Source organism: Pseudomonas sp. D5(2026) (genome assembly GCF_057766845.1).
Genome location: NZ_CM173421.1, coordinates 3,042,776 through 3,067,268 on the forward strand (window position 1 = coordinate 3,042,776; position 24,493 = coordinate 3,067,268).

Here is a 24,493-nt window from a genome sequence, read left to right on the forward strand (position 1 = left end):
CGGGTTTCCCAGGCTGAGGCAGCCATGATACGCGTCTAATAGCTGACGCCAAGCCTGCAGAGGCCTTGAATCAAGGCATCACTGGCGGTACGTACTGCAGCGTTGTACCCAACGCCCACAGCAACACCAGCACCAACGGCACATGCACCAGCAATTGCACGAACGAGAACCCGATCAGGTCGCGCGCCTTGAGCCCCAGCACGCCCAGCAGCGGTAGCATGTAGAACGGGTTGATCAGGTTCGGCAAGGCTTCGGCCGCGTTGTAGATCTGCACCGCCCACCCCAGGTGGTACTGCAGGTCGTTGGCCACCAGCATCACGTAAGGGGCTTCGATGATCCACTTGCCACCGCCTGAAGGGATGAAGAAGCCCAGCACCGCGGAATACACGCCCATCAGCACGGCATACGTGTCGTGGGTGGCAATCTGGGTGAAGAACAGTGAAATATGGTGGGCCAGCGTCTGTTCATCGACTCCCTTCACCTGGGTGAGGATGGCGGCGATCGAACCATACAGCGGGAACTGGATCAGCACACCGGTGGTGGTCGGTACCGCACGCGCCACCGCGTCAAGGAAGCTGCGTGGGCGCCAGTGCAGCAAAGCACCGAGCATGATGAACAACAGGTTGTAGGTGTTGAGCCCCGAGATGGCGGTAATCGCGGGTTTTGTCGCAAACTCCTGATAGAGCCAGCCAGCAGCCAAGGCCACCAACAGCAGGATCAGGATCGGGCTGTGTTCCAGCCACTCCCCCGGGCGCGTGCGTTGCGTGGCGGGTGGCGCTGTGAAGCTGGGGTCGACACCGCAGTCTTCGGCGCTACGTGCGCTGTTCGGGCCCGGCGCGGTGGCGTAGGCGATCACCAGCGAGACCACCACCAGCGCCGCCAGCATCACGCCGGACTGCCAGAGAAAGATGGTTTCGGTAAACGGAATCACCCCGGTTATCGACAGGATTGAAGGTGGCAGGCTGGCCGGGTTGGCCTGCAACTGCGCCGCCGAGGATGACAGGCCCAGCGCCCACACCGCACCCAGGCCCAGATAAGCCGCCGCACCCGCTGCGCGGTAATCCATCTTCAGGTCGGTACGCCTCGCCAGGGCGCGTACCAACAAGCCTCCAAACACCAGCGACAGCCCCCAGTTGAGCAAGGAGGCCAGCATCGAGATCAGTGCTACCCAGCACACTGCCGAGCGCCCATTGCCGGGGATGCGCGCCAGGCGATCGATCAGCCTCGCGGCGGGCGGCGAGCTGGCCACCACATAACCGCCGATGACCACGAAGGCCATCTGCATGGTGAACGGTATCAGGCTCCAGAAACCGTCGCCAAAAGCCTTGGCGGTGTCGGTCGGTTTGGCGCCCATGGCCAGTGCGCCAATACACACCAGCAGTACCGCCAACGCGGCGAACACCCAGGAGTCGGGGAACCAGCGTTCAGCCCAGTTGGAGCAGCGCAAGGCAAAGCGCGCGGAGCGGCTGTCTTGAATTTCAGCGGCCACGGTGAATTCCTTTTATTGGTTTTATGAGATGAAGCGGTATTGCCAGGCAACGCAAAAAACCTGTGGGAACGGGCTTACCCGCGAATGCGGCGGTCTATGTACCGACGCATTCGCGGGTAAGCCCGTTCCCACAGGGTGAGATCACGTCATGCCTTAGAAGGTCATTTCCTTCACATCATCCGGCACGATCAGCTTGCCGGCGGTTTTCTCGATAATTTCCTCGACGCTGACCCCAGGTGCGGTCTCGCGCAGGATGAAGGCGCCGTCTTCGATTTCCAGGTAGGCCAGGTCGGTCAACACCTTGCGGATGCAGCCAGCACCGGTCAGCGGCAGGCTGCACTGCGGCAGCAACTTGGACTCGCCGTCCTTGGAGGCGTGGGTCATGGTGACGATGATGTTCTCGGCGCCGGCCACCAGGTCCATGGCCCCACCCATGCCCTTGACCAGCTTGCCCGGAATCATCCACGAGGCGATGTTGCCCTGCACGTCCACCTCGAAAGCGCCCAGTACAGTCAGGTCGACGTGGCCGCCACGGATCATGGCGAACGATTGTGCCGAATCGAAGATCGAGGCGCCGCGGCGGGCGGTGACAGTTTGCTTGCCGGCGTTGATCATGTCGGCATCGAGGGTGCTTTCGGTCGGGAACTCGCCCATGCCGAGCAGGCCGTTTTCCGATTGCAGCATCACATCCATGTCGGCGGGTACATAGTTGGCCACCAAAGTGGGGATGCCGATGCCCAGATTGACGTAGTAACCGTCCTTCAGTTCACGAGCAACGCGTTGCGCCATCTGTTCGCGGGTCAGTGCCATGGTCAGGATCTCTTTGTTGTTCTGTTGGATGGCGCTCAGGCCTTGACGGTGCGCTTTTCGATACGCTTTTCGAAGGTGCCGACGATGACACGGTCCACGTAGATGCCCGGGGTGTGGATTTCGCTTGGCAGCAGCACGCCGGGCTCGACGATTTCTTCCACTTCGACCACGGTGATCTTGCCGGCGGTGGCCGCCAGCGGGTTGAAGTTTTGCGCAGTGTTGCGGTAAACCACGTTGCCGTAGTGATCGGCCTTCCAGCCCTTGACGATGGCGAAGTCACCGGTGATGGATTCTTCCAGGATGTACTTGCGGCCCTTGAACTCGCGGACTTCCTTGCCGTCGGCAACCGGGGTGCCATAGCCAGTGGCGGTGTAGAACGCCGGGATGCCGGCACCACCTGCGCGCATTTTTTCGGCGAGGGTGCCCTGTGGGGTCAGCTCCACTTCCAGCTCGCCACTGAGCAACTGGCGTTCGAACTCGGCGTTTTCGCCCACATAGGAAGCGATCATCTTGCGAATCTGTCGGTCTTCCAGCAGCACGCCCAGACCAAAACCGTCGACACCGCAGTTGTTGGAAACCACGGTCAGGCCCTTGACGCCACGCCGCTTGATTTCGCTGATAAGGTTTTCCGGGATGCCGCACAGGCCGAAACCACCGGCCAGTACCGTCATGTTGTCGCTCAGGCCTTCGAGGGCCTGTTCATAGGTTGCAACGCGCTTGTCCAGTCCGGCCATGCTGATCCGCCTTTTGTAGTTGTTTAACCGACGAGGCTGTCGGTGAGCGTGTGCAGACATCTTCACCGCAAGCGACTGATTTGTTAATTTTGTTTTCATCATCGATTGATAATTTTTACAAAACAAACGACAGGCCCGACATGAACGTCAAACAACTGCGCGCCTTTGTCGCCGTGGCCAAGTACCAGAGCTTTGCCCAGGCCGGTGAACACCTGCACGTTTCGCAACCGGCACTGAGCCTGACCATCAAGGCGCTGGAAGAAAACCTCGGCGGCGCCCTGCTCAGCCGCACCACGCGCAGCGTCAGCCTGACTGCCGAAGGCGAAGTGCTGCTGCCGCTGGCACGCCGCCTGCTGGCCGACTGGGACGACACCGAAGAGATGCTGCGCCAGCGCTTTACCCTGCAATTGGGCCGTGTGTCGGTGGCGGCCATGCCGGCTTTTGCCGGCAACCTGTTGCCCCACTCGCTCAAGGTGTTTCGCCAGCGCTACCCCAAGGTCAACGTCACGGTGCACGACGTGATCAACGAACAGGTACAGGAACTGGTACGCCATCGTCGCGTCGAACTGGGCATCGGCTTCGAGCCGGATAACATCGATGGGCTGGACTTCCATCCGTTGTATATGGACCGCTTCGTTGCGGTAGTGGCCGCCGACTCACCCTTGGCACTGCTGCCCCAGGTCAGCTGGGCACAGCTGATGGCCGAAGATTTCGTGGCCCTGCAGCGCCCTTCAGCGGTGCGCCTGCTGATGGAGCAGAATGTGGCGGCCCGCCACGGCAAGCTGGCAGTCGCGTTCGAAAGCCACCAGCTGACGACCATCGGCCGCATGGTTGCCAGCGGCCTGGGGGTCAGTGCCGTTCCGGCGCTGTGCATCAACCAGATGCAGGAGCTGGGTGCCCGCTGCGTAACCTTGGTCGAGCCCACTGTCGAGCGGCGCATCGGCGTGATTGCCCTCAGCGAGCACAAGCTTTCCACCGCAGCGCAAGCACTGCTTGAGGTTCTTCTTTCCAATACCCGCATCCCGGAGGTGACATGCGTTACGTAACACTGGCAGGCACGAGCGTCCCAGCGATCGGCCAGGGCACCTGGTACATGGGCGAAGACCCAGGTCGCAAGGCTGCCGAAGTCGCGGCGCTGCAACAGGGCATCGAGCTGGGCCTGAACCTGATCGACACCGCCGAGATGTATGCCGAAGGTGGGGCAGAAGAGGTCGTTGGCCAAGCCATTGCCGGGCGCCGCGACCAGGTATTTCTGGTCAGCAAGGTCTACCCGCACAATGCCGGCCTGCGCGGCATGGCGGCTGCCTGCGAACGCAGCCTCACCCGGCTGGGCACCGACTGCATCGACCTGTACCTGCTGCACTGGCGTGGTCAGCACCCGCTGGAGGAAACCGTCGAAGGCTTCGAGCGCTTGCGCGAGCAAGGCAAGATCAAGCGTTGGGGCGTGTCCAACTTCGACGTCGACGACTTGCGCGAACTGCACAACCCTGATTGTGCAACCAACCAGGTGTTGTACAACCCGGCCCAGCGTGGCATCGAATTCGACTTGCTACCGTGGTGCGAAAAACGTGGCTTGCCAACCATGGCCTACTGCCCGCTGGCTCAGGCCGGGCGCTTGTTGCAGCACCCGGTACTGGCGGAAATCGCAGAGCGTCATGGCGCCACACCGGCCCAGGTCAGCCTGGCCTGGGTGACCCGCGATGACGGCGTGATCGCCATCCCCAAGGCGGTGGCGCCCGAGCACGTGCGGCTCAATGCAGCAGCGGGAGCGCTGACCTTGACCAGCGAAGACCTGCGGGCGATCGATAAGGCGTTCCCTGCACCGACGCACAAGCAACGGTTGGCGATGGTGTAACCGGCGAGCACAAGCTGGACCAGTAGATGGCCTCTGTGGGCGCGGGCATGCCCGCGAACACCGGCAATGCCGGTGCCCTGCAACGCGGTGGCTGCTGCTCGGGCTCGCCCGCTTCCACAGGTAGCCGTGCAAGTACCGAGCGTTGAACAAGCCTTGAGCAACTGCGCCACCCGCCGCTGCCGTTCGCCAAGCGCAATCTGGCCCAGGACGCGACCTTTGTGGGAGCGGGCATGCCCGCGAACACCGGCAAGGCCGGTGCCCTGCAACGCGGTGGCTGCTTCGCGGGCTCGCCCGCTCCCACAGGGACCGCGCAAGTACAGAGCGTTGGGGTTTCAGTGGAAATCCCGGCTGCGTACATCCAGCCCTTGCAGCAGCGAACTCACATCCTCCAACCGCCGAGCAATCAGGTGCCGCACCCCATTCTCCTGCTCCAGCCGCCCACTGACCTTGAGCAACTGCGAACCCACCAGCGCCCGCCGCTGCCGTTCGGCCAGCGCACGCCACACCACCACGTTGACCATGCCATGCTCGTCCTCCAGGGTAACGAAGGTCACACCGCTGGCGGTTTGAGGCCGTTGCCGGCCCACCACCAGCCCGGCCACAGCAATGTTGTCGCCATGCTCCACACCCTGTAATTCACTGGAGCTGCGACACCCCAGTGCCCTCAGACGAGCGCGCAACAGGGCCAGTGGATGTGGGCCAAGCGTAGTGCCGAGGGTTTGATAATCGGCCATCAGGTCCTCGCCCACGGTTGGCACGGGCAATTGCACCGTTTCTTCAGGCAAGGCCTGCACATCGGCGAACAACGGTAGCTGCGGCTGCACCGCCGCCACCTGCCAGCGCGCCTGATGCCGATCGCTGGCCAAGGCGCGCAGCGCCCCGGCATCAGCCAGGCGGGCACGGGCCCGAGCGTCCAGGCCGGCGCGCAGGCATAGGTCTTCGACGTTGCGCCACGGCCGCTGCGCCCTCGCCTGCTGCAAGCGCCTGGCATCGGCTTCGGCCAGGCCACGCACCAGCCGCAGCCCCATGCGAATGGCCAGGGTGCCTTCAGCATCAGGCTCCAGGGTGCAGTCCCAGTCGCTGTGGCAGACATCAACCGGCCGAACCTCGATACCTTGGCGGCGAGCCTCTTGCAGCAGCTGATCAGGGCTGTAGAAGCCCATCGGCCAACTGTTGACCAACGCACAGGTGAAAATCGCCGGCTCATGGCACTTCAGCCAACTGCTGGCATAGCACAGCAAGGCAAAGCTGGCCGCATGCGACTCAGGGAAGCCATAGCTGCCAAACCCCTTGATCTGCTCGAAGATGCGCTCGGCAAACGCCAGCGTGTAACCATTGCGCAACATGCCCTGCACCAGCCGTTCGCGGTGCGGTTCCAGTCCGCCGTGGCGCTTCCAGGCTGCCATGCTGCGGCGCAACTGGTCAGCCTCGCCCGGGGTATAGTCGGCCGCGACCATCGCCAGTTCCATCACCTGCTCCTGGAACAGCGGCACGCCCAAGGTACGTTCGAACACTTCCTTCAGTTGCGGCGACGGATACGTCACCGGTTCCTGCTTCAGGCGCCGGCGCAGGTACGGGTGCACCATGTCACCCTGAATCGGCCCGGGGCGGACGATGGCGACCTCGATGACCAGGTCGTAGAACTTTTGGGGCCGCAGCCGCGGCAACATGGCCATTTGCGCGCGTGACTCGATCTGGAACACGCCCATGGTCTCGGCACGGCTGATCATAGCGTAGGTGGCCGGGTCTTCGCTGGGGATGGTCGCCAGGGTCAGGTGCCGGCCACGGTGGTGTAGCAGCAGGTCGAAGCAGCGGCGCAAGGCGCTGAGCATGCCCAACGCCAGTACGTCGACCTTGAGCAGGCCGACCATGTCCAGGTCATCCTTGTCCCACTGGATCACCGTGCGCTCCGGCATCGCGGCATTCTCCACCGGCACCAGCTGGTCGAGTGGTTGCTGGGAGATGACAAAACCGCCCGGGTGCTGTGACAGGTGCCGAGGGAAGCCGATCAGTTCGCTGGCCAGCACCAGCACCCGCCGCAGCGAAGGGCTGCCCGCTTCGAAACCGGCTTCGGCCAGGCGCTGGTCATCGGGTATGCGATCGCTCCAGCGGCCACAACATTTGGCCAGGGCATCCACCTGGTCGGTGGGTAGCCCCAGCACCCGCGCCACATCCCGCACCGCACCGGCGGCATGGTAGGTGTTGACTACCGCAGTGAGCGCCGCCCGGTGTCGGCCATAGCGACGGAACACATACTGGATCACCTCCTCGCGCCGGTCGTGCTCGAAGTCCACGTCGATGTCCGGCGGCTCGTTGCGCTCGCGCGACAGGAAGCGCTCGAACAGCAGGTGGTGTTTCATGGGGTCAAGCTCGGTGATGCCCAGCACGAAGCACACCACCGAGTTGGCTGCCGACCCCCGGCCCTGGCATAGGATGCGCTGGCTGCGGGCGAAGGCGACAATGTCGTGCACTGTCAGGAAGTAACTTTCGTAGCCCAGCTCTTCGATCAGCCCCAGTTCCTTGGCAAGCACATCCCGCACTTTGCCACTTGGCCCGCCTGGCCAGCGCAGCGGCATGCCTTGCTCGCACAATTCGCGCAGCCAGCTTGCCGGGGTATGCCCCTCGGGCACCAGTTCGCGTGGGTACTGGTAGCTCAGTTCGCTCAGGTCAAACTGGCAGCGCCGGGCAATGACCAGGGTCTCGGCCAGCAGGTCGAGCGGATACAGCTCGGCCAGTTGCGCCTGGCTGCGCAGGTGCCGTTCACCATTGGCAAACAGAAAGCGCCCGGCCTCGCTCACCTGGCAATGCTGGCGGATGGCGGTCATGCAGTCCTGCAAGGCACGGCGGCCACGCACGTGCATGTGCACGTCGCCACAGGCCACGGTGCGAATGCCTACATCAGCCGCCAGCGCCTGCAACCGTTGCAGGCGCATGGCATCGTCACTGCCCCGGTGCAGGTGCACGGCCAGCCACAGACGCTCAGCGAACACACTGCGCAGCCACGCGCCGGTAGCGGTATCGCCACTGTCAGCGGCCACCCACAGGGCCAGCAGACCTTGGTGGTGCAGCAACAGGTCATCACGAAACAGCTGGTACGCACCCTTCTCTGCCCGCCGGCGGGCACGGGTGATCAGGGCGCACAGGTTCTGGTAGCCGGTCAGGTTCTCGACCAGCAGCACCAGCTTGGGCCCGTCGCACAGTTGCACCTCGCTGCCAACGATCAGCCGCAACTGGTGCACCTTGGCTGCCTGCCAGGCGCGCACGATACCGGCCAGCGTGCATTCGTCAGTGATCGCCAACGCCTGGTAGCCCTGCTCGCGCGCACGCCGGAACAGCTCGTCGGCGCTCGATGCACCGCGCTGGAAGCTGAAGTTGGAAAGGCAATGCAGCTCGGCATAACCCGGGGTGTTCATGCGAACCAACCCTGCAGCCAAAGCGGGCCAGCCTGGCTCAGGTCGCGGTAGGCCCAGCCGCGCAAGCCGTCACGGGTTTCGATGCGGTAGTAGTCGCGCCGCACATCGCCGCCATCCCACCAACCTGATTCGATACGTTCGGCGTAGCCCTGCACCTGGTAGGCGGCGTCATCCAGCGCGATCGGTGCCGACAACAGCCAGCCCGGGCGGCTGCCCGGTGCAACCGGCATGTTGCCTTGGGCACCCTGCTCTACCAAGTGCCAGGCGCATTCGGGGCGGTGATCGGCTGCTGCGCCAAGCCCCTTGACGGCCTCATCCCCCAGGCGGGCGCGCAGCCGCTCACGCAACTGCGCCCAGGGTTGCGCCTGTTGCGCCCGCGGGTCGAACAACGCCTGATGCTGTGGCACGAAGGGTGGCAAGTCTTCGGCAACCAGCCGCAGGTTGCGCACCGGTGCGGGTATGCGCAGCGGCTCAAGGCGCGCGCGGGCCAGCTCGAACAGCATCGCAGCATCGCGTTCCGCCGCCAGCAGGCCCACCTTGAGCAGGGTATCCGGCCCCTCGGCGTGCTCCAGATGCAGGCAGAAGCGCTGCACGCCACAGTCTCGCCCGGCCAGAAAGGCAGCAAGGTCGTTGAGCATGCGCCGCAGCGGGAACAACAGCGCCTGGTGCGACTCGACGTCGAAGTTGAGTTCCAGCCGGGTTTCGAAACGGTCCGGTGGCTGGTAGAAATCCAGCCCCAGGTTGCGCAGGCCGAGCAACTGATCGAGGTGCAGCTGCACCTGGGCCGCAAAGCGCCTGGCCAAGGTATCGCGCGGCAAGGCCAAAACCTGGCCCAGCTGGTGCAAGCCCATGCGGGCAAACGCTTCGGCCGCCTCTGCCGGCAGGCCGACGCGCGTGATGGGCATGCCAAGCAGCGCCGCTCGGGTGGCGTCGACATCGCCCACGGCCAGGCCATCGTGGCCATTGGCGAGCATGCGAGCAGCCACCGGGTTGCTGGCCAGGACAATGCGTTGACGCAGGCCCAGTTCTGCCAGCTCCTGACGCAGACGCGCCTCGAACAAGGGCCAGGGCCCGAATAGTTGCAGGCTGGAACCCACTTCCAGCAGCAGCGCCCGTGGGTAATGCAGGCTGACCTGGGCGCTGAAGCGGTAGGCCCAGGCCGCCAACAGCTGCTGCACCTGATCGATGCGTTTGGGGTCGGCTTCGACACAGGTGAAGCCATCAGCCAAGGCACGCGCTGCGGTCAGGGTTTGCCCGGCCCGCAGGCCCAGTGCAGCGGCCGCCGGATTGACTGCCTGCAACAGGCGACGCTGGGTCGGCCCGCCAATCAGCACCAAAGGCGTGTCAGGGTCGTCACGCTCACGCAGGACGGTGTCCAGCGCAAGCTGCGGGAGCAGGATGCAGGCCCAGAGCATGGTGCATCAGCCCCGCCCCGGGCAGGGAATAGGCAGCGCTGGAGGCATGCCACCCCGGCTTTTCAGCACGCGCCATTGCGCCGGGCGTGTGTCGACTGCAATGCGCAGCGCTGCGGGTGAAGGGTTGTGCGACGCCTGCTGCGGCCTGCAGGCGAACGCCAGTGCCTGCCCGGTTTCGGCCGCTACCTGCAAGCGCCGCAGGGCGCGGTCATCGGCACGCTCCGGCCAGCACAGCACCGCCGCGCAACTGCCCGAGCGCAGGCACTGCTCTGCAGCCCACAGGGCATCGGCAGGCTCGGCATCCACCTGTACCAGCCAGCGCAGGTCCACCCCCGCTGCCTGCCAGGCCGGTGCATAGGGGATGAAAGGTGGAGCCACCAGCACCACTCTGCTGGCTTCTGCGCTCAGCCGGGCGAGGGTTGGCCACAGCAACTGCAATTCGCCACAGCCGGGGTTGGCCAGCAACAGCTCGCTCAGTGCTGCCGCTGGCCAGCCACCTTCCGGCAAACGTTCGTCGAGTGCCGCATGGCCGGTGGGCTGCAGCCCGAGCGGTCGCGCCTGGGCCTGCCGGCCGCGCCATACCCGGCGCTGTTCCAGCAGCCTGTCGAGGTCGACCACGGCGCCCATCAGTCACGCCTCAGCAAGCCGCAGAACACGCCTTCGATGAAAAAGTCCTGTTCGGGCTGCACATCGATCGGCGCATAGGCTGGGTTGCGTGGCAACAGCCGGTAAGTGCCGCCTTGGCGTTGCAGGCGCTTGATGGTCACTTCGCCGTCCAGGCGCGCAACCACGATTTGCCCGTCGCGGGCGTCGGCCTGTTGCAGGATGCCGACCAGGTCACCGTCAAAGATGCCGTCGCCGATCATCGAGTCGCCCCGCACCTTCAGCAGGTAGTCGGGGGTACGGCGGAACAGGCTGGGGTCGAGCAGCAACTGCTCGTGGATGTCCAGGTCCGGGCCGATGGGGGCACCTGCCGCCACCTGGCCCAGCACGGGTACTTCGAGGATTTCTGGTCGACGCAGTGGTTCGGCCAGGCGTATGCCCCGGGCCTGGTTTGGCGTGACATCGATGTAACCGGCCTGGCACAGGGCGGTGATGTGCTTGCGTGCAACGCTGCGCGAGGCAAAACCGAAGCGCGTGGCGATATCCGCCAGGCTCGGCGGCTGACCATGCTCGGCAATGCGCTCACGGATGAATTCGAAAATGGCGCGGCGTTTGGGGGTAAGAGTGTCCATGGAGCACATTTGTACTCTTTTCGGAGCACGCTGAACAGCCCCCTTCGTCGTCAGCTTTGGTTATGATCCCTTGGCTTGTGTTTTTTCATCTGGATATCCCATGCTGACCGCCCTGCTGTTCGACCTTGACGGTACCCTCACCGACACTGACACCCTGCACCTTCAGGCCTTTCGCCAACTGCTGCGTGAACACGATGGCCGCGAGCTGAGCCAGGCGCAGTTCGATGCCCAGGTCAGCGGCCGCGCCAACGGCGAGCTGTTCGCCGAGCTGTTCAGCGGCGCCAGTGTCGAACAGTGCCAGGCGTTGGCCGACCGCAAGGAAGCGCTGTTCCGCGCAATGTCGCCGTCGCTTGAACCGATGCCGGGCCTGTTGCGCCTGCTGGAGCATGCCCAGGCCCATGACATCGGCATGTGTGTGGTGACCAACGCACCGCGGCTGAACGCCGAGCACATGCTGAACGCCATGGGCCTTGGCCAGCACTTTGAACATGTGCTGGTGGCCGAAGAGCTGGCACGGCCCAAACCTGACCCGCTGCCCTACCTCACCGGCCTGCAGCGGCTGGGTGCCGAGGCCGGGCAAGCGCTGGCCTTCGAGGACTCATTGCCGGGGACGGCCGCGGCCAGTAGCGCGGGGATCTTTACCGTGGGCGTGGCCACGACGCAGACGCCGGAGCGGTTGCTGGCAGCGGGAGCCAGGCTGGTTGTCGATGATTTCAATGATGCGGCGTTGTGGGCGCTGATCGAGCGTATGGCTTGAGATGTGGGATGTGTTTGAGACTGAGTGCCGCAGGGGCTGCGCCCGGTCTCGACACAAACACGAACTCCAGGTCGTACCTCTCGCCCCCCTGCCGAGCGCCAAGAGTGGCCATGCCTGGAGCAGCCTCGTGCTGTTAAAAGGCCCGTGCAGAAGCACTCATGGTGCCAAGGCCCGCTGCACTTCACTCACAGTGGTCGCCAAGCTGCTCAGGTGCAAGCTCGACACCCGCTCCACCGGCGCTTGATCCAGCGGCCGTTGCAAGGCGCTGCGCTTTCCACCAGGCGTCGCTTGAAACGCAACTGGCGGTCACCGAACAGGCGTCGCGCGCACAGCCGCGCGAGATGGCCACCGACGTTGAAACTGAAACGCCGGGTCAGGTTATCCACCGACACTTCTTCGCTCAGCTGGTCGAAGCGTCGTAGGCAAGGCTGTACGTGGCGTTGTTCTCGTTGACCAATGCGGCCAGGCGCAAGGCCTTGTCGTACTCGTAGCGAAGCCGCTGGCCCTTGGCGTTCTGGCGGCTGCTCACGCGAAGTACACTGCAACTGTGAGGTCTGGGCCTTGCATTTATATCAAGGAAATCGCTGTTCTTCATAACCATTAGGAAAGACATTTATTATACTCACCAACTCGCCGGACTCATATTTGAAATTTACGTCGAAGTCACTAAATACAGATTCAACATGCTCTTTTTGCCGAACATGTATTTTTTCTAGGCGAGAATCAACGTAGACATAATTTGACTCACTACATCCGTACTGGCCCCAATTCATGCTTTTCACCACCGCGCCCTCTTCAAGCAATGAAGTCGAAACATTCCTGAGCTTTCCGCTACTGGCAAAACAGATCCGTTCAATACATTCGCCACTATAGCGATAGAACTCCTTATTGATGATATTTTCAGACTGCCCATAAATCTCAACAAAGATCACCTTGTCATACTCATCCAAATGATACAGATGAGTATTTTTAATATGAACTGGAATTTTTTTTAAAACTTTCCCTTTCTTAAAGCCCGCCCGCTCGATCTCATATGGGCTGACGTTATATAACGCCCCATTGCTTATTACTATTTTTCTCGCTCTGGATAAAGCCTCAGACAAACAAGAAGACAGGACCTCCTCTGCTCGAGATTCAATATCTAAATATTTTCCTTCAAGATCTTTCAAGTTATTCATGCTTTGTCCAATCCAGAATATATTCCATGGGCAATTTCAGAATCGATCATATCCAACACGCTCAAGAAGTCACCACTCTTATCTATATCGTCCAGACGATCTACTTATAAGCATTGGTGTGAATGCTTGCATGATTGGGTAGGACGATGTTCACCCAGGTTCAACTGGTGCAGATGCCCGCAGCCGAATTACAAGTAGTTGAGGTTGCGATTATCCGTCGGGTCGTACTGGTGACGACGATGGATCGAATCGTAAGCATAGACTACCAGCAGCGACGTTAACGCCGAGGCAGTTGGAGAGTTTACCGCTGTTCAATTCAAGCGAACAACCGGGATGGTACTTGTTGCTTAGTATTATTCATTCGAAAATACCATTAGGGAAATTCTGGAGAATCTATTTTCGTACAACGCCTACAACGGCGCCCTCAACAGACTTAATTAAACGCTTTTGCTGGGCCCACTTAAAGGCAGCAGAGTCAGAAGAACACACACCATTAAAGATTAACTTAAATTTTCAGCCAAAATACCGAAACATTTCTTTCACGTCTTTGTCGCCCATCGGGGAATAGGACGGGTAGTCACGCTTACTTCCCGTCAAAGAGGTCTCATTATCAAAAATATCAACAAGCCTCACATTATCAGCCACGCCGTACACATATCTCACCGACTCTTGATTTGACGGCCTATAATCCGATTCGTAAGCAACAATTCTCCAGTCACCCTCAGCCTTACGATCAAAAAGCGAATAAGAATCTAATATGACAGGGTCACCCAAGCGCTCGAAAGAAACTGAATCAACCACAGGAACAGTAAGAACCTTGTCAAAAATCTCCACTACATGGCCAAGGCTATTTGGGGTCATAATGCGACCAACCCCATATTTTTTGGAGCCTAATGCGAAGCAAAATATATCCCCGCTTTTTATTTTTTTATAACTTGTTTTTATTCTTTCTTCCCACTCATAAACCTTAAGCGACGTCATCCGCAACCTCTTCATGGCACTTCTACACCTGAGACACAACAAACAATCACGCATAAATTCGACAGCTAGACTTTGTAAAGGTGCACTTTTGAATTTTTGTCGTAAAAATACAAGCCAACCACGCTTTCGCCATCTCGCTCAATGAATATTTCTGTACCAGGAGCACTATTGCTTGCATAAGCAAGCATTGATACTATCCGTGCTGCTTCACACCTATATTCATAGCACCAATATTCACCATCGTCCTCCAGGCGGCATGATATATCTGGGACTCGATTCTCAAATATGACCCCAGACGCCCTAATAGCCTTTCCTTCATCGTCAAAGCGGACTGAATAGGTCGACTGCCCCTCCACCTGATATATCTCAGTCTCTATTGCTGTAGAGTTCACACCATATATATCAGACTTATAAAAGCCATGCTGTTCAGAACAATAGAACTTAAAGCAATTTTTTTATTCTTTGGCTCAGCGCTTAGCATGGGAGACGGAGTCACCCCAGCCAGTTCCAACCCATAAGGCAATATAGAAAGGCTTGGCCCCTTAGACCATTTTACTTCTTCGCTTGTTATGCGCTGCATGCCTGTACTTTCAGAAAGCCCCATATCAAGCTTAGATTTTAAAATCCCAAGCAAATCCTTAAATTTATCAGGAATCACGACCACCTCCTAACAGCAAAATTTTACCGCTATTTAGTTGCTCAACACATAAGACAAACCATTCTAAACAACCAACTTAACTGCGCTACCATTAAAAAGTTCCTGCAACGCTTCTCGCAAGGAAGAAATCCGCCCTGCCAGCTCTAAAACTCCTTCATCAAATTTCACAAGGATGCTTGAACCACCCAAGCTATCAATGAACGGCGGCTTGACCTCAACCCTAAGACCACTTTCCTCCAAGACTAATTTTTTTATAGCGCCCGCCATTTCATAGGTTACGCCCGAAACTTGCAACCCAATACCATCATCAACACTCAAATTATCTTCATCATCTAAGCGAGTCATTATCAGATAATTTACAGGATCAACACCGCCCTCACCAATGGCAACCACTAAAACATCGTTTTCTTCATAGCACTCGATGCTTGACGCGACGAAATTATTCATAGAACCCTACATCCCTAACCGCCCCAGAACCAGATACTGCATGAGTAGCGAGGGTGTTCTTTGAAACCCCTACTGCTGCCTCATCTGGCGTCATATTTCCACGTTGCCAAACACCAGTCGCCTTTCACATTGCCGCTGCTGTCGTACAAAGTTGCAATCGCATTATGTGTTCCCTTGCCGGATCCAAATGAAAGCCCAGCGGGTCAACATAGACACTTGGATGTATCTATTGAAAACGTTCCCCACCCCAACACCAGCACCCTAAAGCCCCCATTACAAACGCCCGCTCCAAAAACCAATCTAGATAACAATCAATTTATCCTTTGAATATCCAACGGGCCATCTGCCAGAACAATATAACTCAACCACCCTCAACCAGACACTGTCTTCCCCATAGTAGCACTCAGAGACATACTGGCGAAACGCAAAACAAGCCGCGTTTCTAGCAGCCACACTAAAGTCATGCGCACCCGACAAGAACTTATCTTTGGGGACATTCCTTACCGACTTCAGTACAGCTTTACTTACTCCAAGCCTAAGATCAAGCAAATCCTTAGGCGGCTTCGGAAAAAACTTGAACGGATCATCTTGAGTGGGAGTGGTCGGTAACCACTCAAGGTCTTCATAAGCACCAAGAAATTCAGGCTCTACCGGTTCAACAAAGACCTTAAACACGCTCTCTATATATATAACATTTTCAAATTTATCAGCCACCTCCCCCATCTTAGAAAAAAAGTTCGCACGCCCAATTTCATCAATCAGGTTTTGAAAATCCAGCATTTAAAACCCTCAAATCTGTCATGGCGCGCGGCAGCAAGGCTTTCCTGCAGCTTACCAGCCCTAGCGGATCAACACACCCAGTGGGTTCCGGCCCATATTTATAAAAATTACTACCGCCTTCAAGCCCAATTGGTTCCTAAGTAATGAACATCTCAGTTTCAGGACCATAATAAAGAAGAGCATTATAGTTAAGATTGATTTCACTATCAAAATACTGCCCTTAACGATTGTGCCGTCTCTGTCCGTCAGTTCCAGCGGCGTACCAACCTGGTCCGTATGGAAGTAATAGACCTTCTGCCCTTCCCCCTTCAACCTGATCAACCCGCGCCAACGGCGCATAGCTACCCGGCTCGGACAGGTACACCTCCCGGTGCAGGTCGTCGCGCTCCATGTCACTGGTCACCTGCCCATCCAGGTTCAGCTGGTGCAAGTGACCGCTGCCATAGTACGGCTGATTGACCTTGCGCCCATCCGGCAGGTTCCACGCTCGCACAGCGTGTGGAGCTCCGGCCGCTCGGCATTTCCGCCTTGGGTTTCCCAGCGATAATGCCAGCCCAGGTCCAGGGCGTTGTGGGTCGCCATCAGGCCCTCGGCGTTGCTGAAGCTGCGCACGGGGTCGCCGTTGCGGTTGATCACCGCGCTCAGCCGGCCGTGAGCGCTCTCACCAAATACAAAGCCGAATGTTGATGCCCGATACTATGCTCGCGATTTTGTGTAGCCCGCCCGCCATTAAGCGCCCCAGCAACAGCGCTCACCCATCAAATCTCCTGATAAAATAGTTATATTCTTCCGAAGAGTTGAGCAGTTCAGCTGTTTTATTTTCAAGCTCTTCTGCACCATCATCATCCGTAACAGTGACAAATAGCATCGGCTCCTGAATCTTAAAGGATGAAAAGAAACCTTCCCTACGCAGAGAGCTTAAAACATTAACCATGAGCGAGAGCAGCCTTTCTTTAAAACGTAAGATATCGCTTCGGTCACTTGCCTCTCTCAGGTCCTTACAAATATCTTTTAAATACTCCCCCTTCCACCCCTCGTATTTCCATTCTGAAGAAGCCCACTTATAGTAGGGCATCAACTCTTCACGCTCTTCTTCACCTTCCCCCTTAAGTTTCTCCTCAAGTGCCTCAACGGAATTAACCGCAACCGCCATGGTCATAGCGCTACTATCCGTATAAAGCGCGCAAGCGTAGAACTGCTCATCCGGATGTTCCACACTCAAATCTTGCAGAGCTTTTGTCACCAAGATTAAAGCCGTGCTCTCTAATGCCTGCCAATTCATTGCACTCTCCTGTTCAGTTCGACATCATCGACAACCAATTGTTCTCGTTGACCAACGCGGTCAGGCGAATGGCCCTGTCGTACTCGTAGCGACTCTGTAGACGCTGCAGGTAAAGGTTTCCGTGGTGACGTCCGGGTGGCTGATGCGCTGCACTTCGCCGTCGGGCTTGCGCTCCAGCGTGGGTGGTCTGATTACGCGCATTAGTTACGCTAGTCAGATCACATACAAAATAAGAATTTGCAAGAAGATGATAGTTCTCCCCAGGCGATTACATAAACGAAACCACATAACAAACAAACCAATTAAAACTTCTTTCAAACCAAAAGCACGAATCCTTACAGCGGAGAACGACGCCATCTATCATCAAAGCTTAAAACTTCTTTTTTCTTTATTTTCCAGTAGCCACCTTTAGACACTAAATACATCTTGGAGCACGTTTCAGCACCTTTAGTTTGCTGCACTCGAACTGTCAGCATTTTTTCATCACCACCCAGAAGCTCTAACTCATCAGTCGCAGGATCATAAGTGGCAGGCTTAGTGCACCCAAGATCCATGAGGCGCCCGTAGTTAAATTTATCCTTGACTGAATATCTATCAAGTATTTCTTCAAGCTTTCTTGCGTATTTATCTTTTAGCTCAAGATCTTCTACTCCCTGAGCCAGATTTTTTTTACGCTGATCAAAAAACTCAATCTCCCAGCAGTTCATTTCCCTCATGAAAGCTATCAGTTCACCAGGAGGGGTCATCACTACATTTTCCCTGGTCATGTTAATTCCCTAAAACACCTTGAAGGATATTCTCACCTTGACGATGTGCGTCATAGGTTATGAAAGTCGATCGCTTGCCACCATTACCATACACGAAGTTTAGCTCTACATCCACAACGCCATTTTTTCTTAATGACATTAGCAATTTGCGCTTCAAATACTTTAGATTGGCTACGATTAGCCCCCTTTAACAGAGGGTGCACGCCGTCATTACCACTGCCCATCTAAAAGCCTGCCAATTAAATGCACTGTATCATCATCAGAGTTCCACATCATTCGAGCCCACGCTCTGGACGTGGCGTTAGTTGCTCCACCACCTTGATTCACATCGTTTAAAGTGATGATTGCGGTTGCTTTTAGGCGTTGACCTGCCGGCCCTGTCACACCATTAGTCCTCACACACGAACCTAATGGGTCAAGCCAGCCCGAGGAACTGGGCGCATCATTGTAAAGGTTTGAACTACCTAGTAAGCCTATTGGATCTTGCGTAATGAATAGCGCCACATCAGGGTCATAGTCCCGAAAGGTATTATAATGTAGCCAGGATTCATCCTCATTGTACTGCCTTGGATAACTCAGATTCTGGTCTGACCTGTTTGATCGACAAAGTTTCTATCGCGCCCCAAGACCGATACGTTGCCTGCCAAACGATCTTGCCGTCGCTGTCCGTCAACTCCAACGGCGTACCAATCTGATCCGTATGGAAGTAATAGACCTTCTGTTCTTACCCTTCAGCCTGATCAACCCGCGCCAACGGCGCATAGCTACCCGGCTCGTACAGGTACAGGTGTTCTGCCCAGGCATCTCTGCGTGCAGCATTCGCAATGCCTTGCCAGAGAAAGCGCTTCTGCTCAACCTCACCATTGATTTCAGCCCGCTTGGCCACCCGCCGTCCCAGGCTGTCATACCGGTACTGCCCGGTGCCCCTCCAGTCTGCCACTGACATACATTTCAGCTTTAACCAGCCGATTCTCACGGTCATATGCAGTAGAAGAAAAACATTGCCTCTACCTATACCGCGGCAGAGTCAACTAACCCATTAGTTATTAAAGATTACATCTTTAGCATCTTAATATCTGCAACAGAGGTTTTAAATCAATAACACACACCTGCACATCCAAAATCAGATCCGAACACTAAAAATGCTGACACAGAACGCCAACCCCAGGCACCTCGGCACCTCGGCACCTATGTCGAGCTTATCTTTCACCTTCATATAATCCCACATACTTCAAGCCATTATAATTCGACTTTAGGGGCTTGGAAATATTCGTACCGCCATCGGAGTACCAAAAAATTGCATTAGCCTTAGCAACACCAAGCCTCAAGCACTCTGCCTTTAAATCCTCAATACAACTGGAGTCAACCGCAGATTCAATCAAGATTTCATCTAAACTCACCTCCTCCGCTTTCCTTGGGATAATCCCTATGAAATCCTCGTCATACCATCTCACACCAATATCTCTGCAAAACCCACAAACCTTGTATGCCGGATCATCCAAATCCACAGAATAGTCCAACTCGAAATACTTTAGATAGTCATCCTCCGAAGAGAAATTTACACCTACCCAAACGTGAATTTTTTCATACCGCTCAATATCATAAGAACTCATCTAGCATGCTCCTGGCTTCATGGACTTGCTGTGATCTGAATCGATTACGCTAAGCGCTTGGGCCTTGCTTTGCACGCCATTCAATTCTTTAATTAAATTATTATGGAGCAGCCTTCCCGCTCTACTATCATGGTGCAGGTCGTCCGGTACAGGACTACCATGTTTGTCTGTCACACCAACAAAAGTAACATATCTAGTCGGCACCGTCGCCCCCTTAATTTCTTTAGCGGTAAAACCAAATTCTTTTGCCTTCGACGCTATAGAGACAGGAAACGTTCCATGTTTACCTCCTGGTTCCGAAGGGCAATTTCTACAGCTTTTATTATCAACAATATCTTGAACTGAGGCGCTATTAAACCCCGCTATCAAAACCATCCTTCACCGTTAAAGATTATGCCACCAAACGCTTACAACAAAATTTGTGCAGAAAGTAATTCTCGAAAAACTCGAAGACAAGATATCTAATCCTTAAACTGCACTCCGCGAACCGAGGCATTTTCAAAAATAGACTTGACGCGAGCAGTCACCACAATTACGGGGCTTTCCTCTTCAGCCCTAACGACATCACTAGAAAGTATTGTCTCATCATCCAAAACTATCTTGCTGAACCATCTAGGACCATCTGGAAGATAGCTAAGCAAGGGTTCGCTAACGGACTCTTTCAAGTTAAAAACTGGAGACTTATCAGTCACATTTAACACTTTGTAACCAGCATAGGAAACCTCACCTATCAGTAGATTCGCATCCACAAACTGAACACCAGAAATATTTTCTGCCTTCATTAATTCGTAGAGCCGCGGCGAAATCAAATTGGGCCCATCACTGTAAAAAAAATCATAGCTCAGTAGTTTGGAGACACTGACCCTTTTTGATCCCTCGAAGCAGACTTTTATATCCTTGCTAACAGCCACGCCATCTTTAAAAACCCCAGATTCTTCACCTGACAACATCTTTATCTTCAGCCAATAACTCTCAGGATAATCATCTGAAATGGAAAGTATAAAGTTTTTAGCCACAATCTGACCCTCTAACAGAACCTTTATTCAGCATCGTTTAACCTGCGCACAGACCCTTTCTCTCATCAACCATGACTCCGTGGATAGCCTTTTGGTAATCCGCTTTGGACCAGTCGTTTTTTGCCGTATTCGTGTATGAATATTCACTTCCCCTGCCCGCATTGCTGCATGATTGGACAACTTATGTATCTACCGACTTTCGGATCGTAGTAGCCAAACTTGTTATAGCGCAGTTCCGTTTCGTTATCCAAGTACTGGCCCTGGAATCGAAGGTTCTGTTCCACCTCGCCGACAGTCAGATACTCTATCGCACCCCACTAAACATAAGTTCTCTGCCACTTCTCCCCATTTTGCAGATCTCGCCTGCTGACCTTGCATGTCTCACCGTCCATGATAAAAGTTAACCTAAAGGAAGCACACAGCCCTGTTTTCTTCCTGATAATAACAGACACTGTACTTCCATTGCTCTCACACACCTCAACCTCATCATTAACTAAATCATATTCAGGATATCTGCCACATACTATATTTTCCACGCGATCATAGTTGCGACCTTCGTCTACGACATATTTTTTAAAAATTTTCAAAAGATCACTTTTCACGCTTCGATCAAGGGCTTCTCCTAATGAATCGTCCGAAAAAGCTTCCAAACTTTTTTTGTAGCCCAACGTCTCCCACTCGCACATGGCGGCCATAAAACCTAACAACGCATCTCGAAAGTCACCACGCAAGTTAGTTGCTAAATATTTCTCCATCAACTAGATCACCCTTTTTAAAAACATTATAGAGAGCCTTAGTTGGCCTTGTCCCGCCGGCCCAGTTTCCAACACATCTTTTGCAATTTGTTTTTCAAAATCTCTAAACAAACCGCGGTTGAGCTCGGCAATCAGTCGACCAACCGCATCGCGCTCGAACAGCGTCTCGCGTAGCGGCTGCTCGCCATTTGCGCCATAACCGATTTCATCAACGCAGGTCAGATGCCCGCCCTCGTTGTAGCTGAAACGCCGGGGCAGGTTATCCCCCCATCGGTCCCGCCACCAGATGCTGACGCTAGTTGTGTTAGACCGTGATTTACCCGAACAGTCGCGGGAAGCTCGACCTAAGCAGAGACGTACCGCAAAGTGCTCACACAGGCTAGAAAAAGAGGAAATCGCTCAAAAATTTAGCCGTAAATATTTTCTTCTTGAGCCTTCTCAATAAAAATATCCATAAAATCACCTTGGATCTCCTCCCCATCACAGGTAACAACAAACTCCCCCTCTAAATCATTTGGAAAGTGCACCCCGTCGAGAGCACCCAACACCACCGAAGCACTATCTGCGATAATAATTTTAAAAAAATCAAACACATCGGCCCTCTGAGCATCACTCAAAACAGCCAAAGAATTTCTCGCCCTCGCATAAGGGTCCACATCATCATTCACTGGTTTACTTAGAGACGTCTTATACCTCTCGAAGTTACTCCCATACAACTCATCAAACACAGCAAACACAAATTTTTTATCCGGCGTCATACCTTACTCCTTATCAGCGCACTTCTGGGCACATGGATTTATTAAGAGATATTAGGCGCGTACTGGTAAAGATTATTTCCTCCAAATAATCTAATCGGGTCCTGTGATAAAAACCGCCCCACCTCAGGATCGTATTACCGAACCGTGTTGTAGTGCAGCCCGGTCTCGTCGTCAAAGTATTGCAACTAAAACCTCAGATTCTGCTCGACTTCATTGACCGCCAGCTGCTCAATCGTTCCCCAAGACTGATAAGTCGCCTGCCAAACGATCTCGCCCTCGCTATTGGTCAGCTCGAGCGGCGTACCGATCTGATCGGTATGGAAGTAATAAAACTTTTGCTGCTGCCCTTCAGCCTGATCGACCTGCGCCAGTGGCGGCTCGATCAGGTTGCCCCAAGGATCGTAGCGATACGCCGTCGGTGTGGCTGAGTACCCGACCGTAGACGTTGTAGGTGAATGTTTCCGGGATACCGTCCGCGTGACTAATGCGCTGCACCTCGCCGTCGGGCTTGCGCTCCAGCGTGGCGGTCTGGTTCAGCGCGTCCGTCACCGCGACCAGGTGCTGGCGCTCGTCATAGCGCTAATACGTGCTCTTGCCCGAGCAGTCCGGTATCGCTCCACCTGGCCCAGGGCGTTCCACCACAGGTACTTGGACTTGTAGGTCGCGTCGATAATGGTGACCCGCAGGCCAGCTTAGCCGTTGAGTCGTTTACTGCCAGGCGAGCCCAAATCCAAGCCAACAATGTTGCCCTACTCGTAAAGCGCGCGGCCAAGCATGCCGATTTCCCGGCTGATGCCAGGCGTCGAAGCCAATATCCCGCATAGCAAGCTTACTAGTCTTACGCTGCTTAAAATCATTTAACCCGGGTCAAATTAACAGGCAACCGATCATAATCAAGCGTATTTATTTCTTGATCCGACAATAAATCATCGAATGCATCTCCGCCGAACTTTTCGACGAAGGCACGCTCTTCTTCATAAATGGCGACACACTGCAACCAATTCACTTTAAGCGAAGCAAATTCAAGCTGCGGAAAGTAAGCATCGTTCCACATAAAAGGGACCGTCAAATAAACATGAGGCATTTTTGGCGATTTAATATAATCCTTGAAAACATCAACGATCACATCCCCTGGCATTACCGAGCTTTGAAGTTTTATAATGGAAAAAGCAGCAGAAGCCAAAGCATTTTCCCAGAAAACCTCTTCAGTCAACGCCCCGGCACAGAGCTCTATACGAGTAGGAAATTCCTCGCCACTGCTTCTAAATAGTGGAACTTCTGACAGCCCTATCGTACCTATAGACTTAACACCCACATGCAAAGAGTCAAGCGTAGTAAGCAAATCTACCGAAATACTTTTAGAATCATCATAATAAGCTTGAACCTTAAGTTCGCCCTCAAAAATTTTCAGGGCGTGCCTAGCTACTGCCTTACACTGCTCGCTCGGAATAGTCATGTATGGACCAAAATAGAGTTCAGATTTAATCCCCCCCCCCAAAAAAAAGGGAACTCTTGCACATAGTGACTGCCTTGATTGAATTCGTCAAGAAACTCTTTCCTGGGAAGGCCTCGTTCTTCGGTACTTCTAACATGTTTTAATGCGCGTAACCTGGCTCATGGCCCATATCCCAAGGTTCGCTTTTATTCATTAGTGTACTCGAGCTTTTCTTCCATGATCCCGAGCTGCTTGCCAGTCCCGGTTGGTTGCCGCTCGATACTCAACAACCGGTCGCCATCGTCATAAGCAAATGTCTGCGTTGCATTGCTGTTGATCTTGGCGACCAAACGGCCAATGGTATCGCGCTCGAACACCGTGTGCCGCTGAGGGTTTCCCAGCGGTAGTGGCCACCTTCGGTGCAGACCTGTAGCAGTGCTGCCAAAGAGGTGGCGCCCTGCCTATGAAAGACGCAATTTCTGAATTAAGGATTTATAGAGACATCGGGGCTTTCGCCCCGAAATATTACCTAACATGTTATTAAAGAGCTACGGACGCCCGCAAAAATACAACATTAGCGAATTCAAACAAAACCAACCATAGCGACAGTCAGCGCCACCCAAGACCTGTCAACTTGATTATTTGATCAGTATATTTTTTGGCATGTGGGATTCTACACAACTTAATATATACCAGCAGGCATTCACGACCAGACATCGCCAATGCAAACTCAATAAGATTGGTCAACAAAAAACCTTGTGAATATTTCCCAACCGAAAGAGTTTTACTTCTTTCGTCGCCAGAAGGCGACGCGCCAACGGGATACCCTTCCTCATCCTCTTCATCTGAAAGTGCTTGAAACTTAGAAAGAGAATACTGCTTTATAAGATCCATTTTATTTGTCAAGATGGACATCAAGTCATCAATATCAACCTTTGCCTTGACAATCTTAGCAGAGTCGAGACGAGCGAATACTTCTTCATATTCCGGCTCAACCTCAATACCTGTAGCGTCGACTAGCTCCGCAAGTAACTCCCTATAAGCAGACGACCCAACCAGATTCGCCGCCAATGAACCGCTATTGATTACCATAATCAACTCCTTTAATTACTCTA

General features: G+C 55.1%; 24 protein-coding genes and 10 pseudogenes. 3 read left to right on the forward strand and 31 right to left on the reverse strand.

Translation table 11 applies throughout. The annotated features are described in order from the left end of the window. Positions 1–70 precede the first annotated feature (70 nt). The 3 genes from AC3B5Q_RS14055 to AC3B5Q_RS14065 form a co-directional block, all read right to left on the reverse strand. Entirely contained in the window at positions 71–1,489 is a 1,419-nt protein-coding gene (locus tag AC3B5Q_RS14055; protein ID WP_021785060.1) for a short-chain fatty acid transporter, read from the reverse strand. 153 nt (positions 1,490–1,642) lie between these two features. Then, complete coding sequence (locus tag AC3B5Q_RS14060) at positions 1,643–2,299, reverse strand: CoA transferase subunit B (protein WP_021785059.1); 657 nt, start codon at positions 2,297–2,299, stop codon at positions 1,643–1,645. 35 nt (positions 2,300–2,334) lie between these two features. Then, positions 2,335–3,033, reverse strand: a complete 699-nt coding sequence (locus AC3B5Q_RS14065) for a CoA transferase subunit A (RefSeq protein WP_020192902.1) — start codon at positions 3,031–3,033, stop codon at positions 2,335–2,337. Positions 3,034–3,173: 140 nt separating this feature from the next. Here AC3B5Q_RS14065 and AC3B5Q_RS14070 point away from each other — a divergent pair, with 140 nt between their 5' ends. Beyond that, a complete protein-coding gene (locus tag AC3B5Q_RS14070; RefSeq protein ID WP_010954013.1) occupies positions 3,174–4,079 on the forward strand; it encodes a LysR family transcriptional regulator in 906 nt (301 codons plus the stop codon). Continuing rightward, positions 4,067–4,888, forward strand: a complete 822-nt coding sequence (locus AC3B5Q_RS14075) for an aldo/keto reductase (RefSeq protein ID WP_103444365.1) — start codon at positions 4,067–4,069, stop codon at positions 4,886–4,888. The genes AC3B5Q_RS14070 and AC3B5Q_RS14075 overlap by 13 nt, the downstream gene beginning before the upstream one ends. Before the next feature lie 332 nt (positions 4,889–5,220). On the opposite strand, the gene AC3B5Q_RS14080 is transcribed toward AC3B5Q_RS14075, so the two are convergent. From AC3B5Q_RS14080 to lexA, 4 genes are read right to left on the reverse strand one after another with little or no spacing between them, the layout of a single operon-like run. Next, entirely contained in the window at positions 5,221–8,301 is a 3,081-nt protein-coding gene (locus tag AC3B5Q_RS14080; protein WP_274119490.1) for an error-prone DNA polymerase, read from the reverse strand. Further along, the gene (locus tag AC3B5Q_RS14085; protein ID WP_021785055.1) at positions 8,298–9,716 is read right to left on the reverse strand and encodes a Y-family DNA polymerase; all 1,419 of its coding nucleotides are present in this window, start codon (positions 9,714–9,716) and stop codon (positions 8,298–8,300) included. Before AC3B5Q_RS14085 ends, AC3B5Q_RS14080 begins: the two co-directional genes overlap by 4 nt. A 6-nt stretch (positions 9,717–9,722) precedes the next feature. Then, on the reverse strand, positions 9,723–10,343 hold the full coding sequence (imuA, locus tag AC3B5Q_RS14090; protein ID WP_021785054.1) for a translesion DNA synthesis-associated protein ImuA: 621 nt from the start codon (positions 10,341–10,343) through the stop codon (positions 9,723–9,725). Further along, positions 10,343–10,960, reverse strand: coding sequence for a transcriptional repressor LexA (gene lexA, locus AC3B5Q_RS14095; RefSeq protein ID WP_021785053.1), 618 nt, complete (start codon positions 10,958–10,960; stop codon positions 10,343–10,345). The genes imuA and lexA overlap by 1 nt, the downstream gene beginning before the upstream one ends. A gap of 91 nt (positions 10,961–11,051) precedes the next feature. Between lexA and AC3B5Q_RS14100 the strand changes: the two genes are divergently transcribed. Continuing rightward, positions 11,052–11,708, forward strand: a complete 657-nt coding sequence (locus tag AC3B5Q_RS14100) for an HAD family hydrolase (RefSeq protein WP_021785052.1) — start codon at positions 11,052–11,054, stop codon at positions 11,706–11,708. Between the two features lie 156 nt (positions 11,709–11,864). On the opposite strand, the pseudogene AC3B5Q_RS14105 reads toward AC3B5Q_RS14100, so the two are convergent. From AC3B5Q_RS14105 to AC3B5Q_RS14220, 24 genes and pseudogenes are all read right to left on the reverse strand, one after another. Next, positions 11,865–11,972: pseudogene (locus tag AC3B5Q_RS14105) on the reverse strand (IclR family transcriptional regulator); the annotation flags it as partial. Between the two features lie 65 nt (positions 11,973–12,037). After that, positions 12,038–12,234: pseudogene (locus AC3B5Q_RS14110) on the reverse strand (hypothetical protein); the annotation flags it as partial. Between the two features lie 46 nt (positions 12,235–12,280). After that, positions 12,281–12,886, reverse strand: a complete 606-nt coding sequence (locus tag AC3B5Q_RS14115) for a hypothetical protein (RefSeq protein WP_135192684.1) — start codon at positions 12,884–12,886, stop codon at positions 12,281–12,283. Between the two features lie 513 nt (positions 12,887–13,399). After that, positions 13,400–13,867 (reverse strand): Imm26 family immunity protein, encoded by a 468-nt coding sequence (locus AC3B5Q_RS14120; protein WP_028697001.1) that lies wholly within the window; start codon positions 13,865–13,867, stop codon positions 13,400–13,402. 388 nt (positions 13,868–14,255) lie between these two features. Then, positions 14,256–14,525: a hypothetical protein gene (locus AC3B5Q_RS14125; RefSeq protein ID WP_488392635.1), complete on the reverse strand. Its 270-nt coding sequence runs from the start codon at positions 14,523–14,525 to the stop codon at positions 14,256–14,258. 63 nt (positions 14,526–14,588) lie between these two features. Beyond that, positions 14,589–14,972: a hypothetical protein gene (locus tag AC3B5Q_RS14130; RefSeq protein WP_021785046.1), complete on the reverse strand. Its 384-nt coding sequence runs from the start codon at positions 14,970–14,972 to the stop codon at positions 14,589–14,591. After that, a pseudogene (locus tag AC3B5Q_RS14135) lies at positions 14,965–15,069 on the reverse strand (hypothetical protein); the annotation flags it as partial. The pseudogene AC3B5Q_RS14135 and the gene AC3B5Q_RS14130, both read right to left, overlap by 8 nt. Next, a pseudogene (locus AC3B5Q_RS14140) lies at positions 15,053–15,151 on the reverse strand (hypothetical protein); the annotation flags it as partial. The pseudogenes AC3B5Q_RS14140 and AC3B5Q_RS14135, both read right to left, overlap by 17 nt. Before the next feature lie 121 nt (positions 15,152–15,272). After that, on the reverse strand, positions 15,273–15,752 hold the full coding sequence (locus AC3B5Q_RS14145) for a hypothetical protein (RefSeq protein ID WP_488392636.1): 480 nt from the start codon (positions 15,750–15,752) through the stop codon (positions 15,273–15,275). Continuing rightward, a pseudogene (locus AC3B5Q_RS14150) lies at positions 15,727–16,230 on the reverse strand (RHS repeat-associated core domain-containing protein); the annotation flags it as partial. The pseudogene AC3B5Q_RS14150 and the gene AC3B5Q_RS14145, both read right to left, overlap by 26 nt. Further along, entirely contained in the window at positions 16,170–16,388 is a 219-nt protein-coding gene (locus tag AC3B5Q_RS14155) for a hypothetical protein (RefSeq protein ID WP_021785043.1), read from the reverse strand. The pseudogene AC3B5Q_RS14150 and the gene AC3B5Q_RS14155, both read right to left, overlap by 61 nt. 115 nt (positions 16,389–16,503) lie before the next feature. Beyond that, positions 16,504–17,034 carry a DUF4303 domain-containing protein gene (locus AC3B5Q_RS14160; RefSeq protein ID WP_488392637.1) on the reverse strand — a complete coding sequence of 177 codons (531 nt, stop codon included), beginning with the start codon at positions 17,032–17,034 and terminating at the stop codon, positions 16,504–16,506. Between the two features lie 37 nt (positions 17,035–17,071). Beyond that, a pseudogene (locus AC3B5Q_RS14165) lies at positions 17,072–17,251 on the reverse strand (hypothetical protein); the annotation flags it as partial. A 118-nt stretch (positions 17,252–17,369) separates the two neighbouring features. Then, entirely contained in the window at positions 17,370–17,801 is a 432-nt protein-coding gene (locus AC3B5Q_RS14170) for an NTF2 fold immunity protein (protein ID WP_488392638.1), read from the reverse strand. Between the two features lie 399 nt (positions 17,802–18,200). Beyond that, positions 18,201–18,787 (reverse strand): annotated as a pseudogene (locus AC3B5Q_RS14175) (RHS domain-containing protein); the annotation flags it as partial. Positions 18,788–19,000: 213 nt separating this feature from the next. After that, on the reverse strand, positions 19,001–19,414 hold the full coding sequence (locus AC3B5Q_RS14180; RefSeq protein WP_392524345.1) for an immunity 22 family protein: 414 nt from the start codon (positions 19,412–19,414) through the stop codon (positions 19,001–19,003). 461 nt (positions 19,415–19,875) lie between these two features. Next, complete coding sequence (locus tag AC3B5Q_RS14185) at positions 19,876–20,430, reverse strand: hypothetical protein (protein ID WP_103444359.1); 555 nt, start codon at positions 20,428–20,430, stop codon at positions 19,876–19,878. A 179-nt stretch (positions 20,431–20,609) separates the two neighbouring features. After that, positions 20,610–21,185 (reverse strand): annotated as a pseudogene (locus tag AC3B5Q_RS14190) (NTF2 fold immunity protein); the annotation flags it as partial. Positions 21,186–21,592: 407 nt separating this feature from the next. After that, the gene (locus AC3B5Q_RS14195; protein ID WP_103444357.1) at positions 21,593–21,943 is read right to left on the reverse strand and encodes a hypothetical protein; all 351 of its coding nucleotides are present in this window, start codon (positions 21,941–21,943) and stop codon (positions 21,593–21,595) included. A gap of 50 nt (positions 21,944–21,993) precedes the next feature. After that, positions 21,994–22,320 (reverse strand): annotated as a pseudogene (locus AC3B5Q_RS14200) (RHS repeat domain-containing protein); the annotation flags it as partial. Positions 22,321–22,354: 34 nt separating this feature from the next. Continuing rightward, positions 22,355–22,632 (reverse strand): annotated as a pseudogene (locus tag AC3B5Q_RS14205) (hypothetical protein); the annotation flags it as partial. 164 nt (positions 22,633–22,796) lie between these two features. Continuing rightward, the gene (locus tag AC3B5Q_RS14210; protein WP_488392639.1) at positions 22,797–23,399 is read right to left on the reverse strand and encodes a suppressor of fused domain protein; all 603 of its coding nucleotides are present in this window, start codon (positions 23,397–23,399) and stop codon (positions 22,797–22,799) included. Between the two features lie 185 nt (positions 23,400–23,584). Continuing rightward, entirely contained in the window at positions 23,585–23,755 is a 171-nt protein-coding gene (locus AC3B5Q_RS14215; protein WP_275967262.1) for a hypothetical protein, read from the reverse strand. Positions 23,756–23,987: 232 nt separating this feature from the next. Further along, complete coding sequence (locus AC3B5Q_RS14220) at positions 23,988–24,470, reverse strand: hypothetical protein (RefSeq protein WP_338443426.1); 483 nt, start codon at positions 24,468–24,470, stop codon at positions 23,988–23,990. Positions 24,471–24,493 lie beyond the last annotated feature (23 nt).

Bases quoted from the DNA above. Each gene is read 5' to 3' on its own strand.
- AC3B5Q_RS14060 (WP_021785059.1), bottom strand. From the start codon at position 2,299: ATGGCACTGACCCGCGAACAGATGGCGCAACGCGTTGCTCGTGAACTG.
- AC3B5Q_RS14065 (WP_020192902.1), bottom strand. From the start codon at position 3,033: ATGGCCGGACTGGACAAGCGCGTTGCAACCTATGAACAGGCCCTCGAA.
- AC3B5Q_RS14070 (WP_010954013.1), top strand. From the start codon at position 3,174: ATGAACGTCAAACAACTGCGCGCCTTTGTCGCCGTGGCCAAGTACCAG.
- AC3B5Q_RS14075 (WP_103444365.1), top strand. From the start codon at position 4,067: ATGCGTTACGTAACACTGGCAGGCACGAGCGTCCCAGCGATCGGCCAG.
- AC3B5Q_RS14080 (WP_274119490.1), bottom strand. From the start codon at position 8,301: ATGAACACCCCGGGTTATGCCGAGCTGCATTGCCTTTCCAACTTCAGC.
- AC3B5Q_RS14085 (WP_021785055.1), bottom strand. From the start codon at position 9,716: ATGCTCTGGGCCTGCATCCTGCTCCCGCAGCTTGCGCTGGACACCGTC.
- imuA (WP_021785054.1), bottom strand. From the start codon at position 10,343: ATGGGCGCCGTGGTCGACCTCGACAGGCTGCTGGAACAGCGCCGGGTA.
- lexA (WP_021785053.1), bottom strand. From the start codon at position 10,960: ATGTGCTCCATGGACACTCTTACCCCCAAACGCCGCGCCATTTTCGAA.
- AC3B5Q_RS14100 (WP_021785052.1), top strand. From the start codon at position 11,052: ATGCTGACCGCCCTGCTGTTCGACCTTGACGGTACCCTCACCGACACT.
- AC3B5Q_RS14115 (WP_135192684.1), bottom strand. From the start codon at position 12,886: ATGAATAACTTGAAAGATCTTGAAGGAAAATATTTAGATATTGAATCT.
- AC3B5Q_RS14120 (WP_028697001.1), bottom strand. From the start codon at position 13,867: ATGACGTCGCTTAAGGTTTATGAGTGGGAAGAAAGAATAAAAACAAGT.
- AC3B5Q_RS14130 (WP_021785046.1), bottom strand. From the start codon at position 14,972: ATGAATAATTTCGTCGCGTCAAGCATCGAGTGCTATGAAGAAAACGAT.
- AC3B5Q_RS14145 (WP_488392636.1), bottom strand. From the start codon at position 15,752: ATGCTGGATTTTCAAAACCTGATTGATGAAATTGGGCGTGCGAACTTT.
- AC3B5Q_RS14160 (WP_488392637.1), bottom strand. From the start codon at position 17,034: ATGAATTGGCAGGCATTAGAGAGCACGGCTTTAATCTTGGTGACAAAA.
- AC3B5Q_RS14170 (WP_488392638.1), bottom strand. From the start codon at position 17,801: ATGACCAGGGAAAATGTAGTGATGACCCCTCCTGGTGAACTGATAGCT.
- AC3B5Q_RS14180 (WP_392524345.1), bottom strand. From the start codon at position 19,414: ATGAGTTCTTATGATATTGAGCGGTATGAAAAAATTCACGTTTGGGTA.
- AC3B5Q_RS14195 (WP_103444357.1), bottom strand. From the start codon at position 21,943: ATGACGCCGGATAAAAAATTTGTGTTTGCTGTGTTTGATGAGTTGTAT.
- AC3B5Q_RS14210 (WP_488392639.1), bottom strand. From the start codon at position 23,399: ATGACTATTCCGAGCGAGCAGTGTAAGGCAGTAGCTAGGCACGCCCTG.
- AC3B5Q_RS14220 (WP_338443426.1), bottom strand. From the start codon at position 24,470: ATGGTAATCAATAGCGGTTCATTGGCGGCGAATCTGGTTGGGTCGTCT.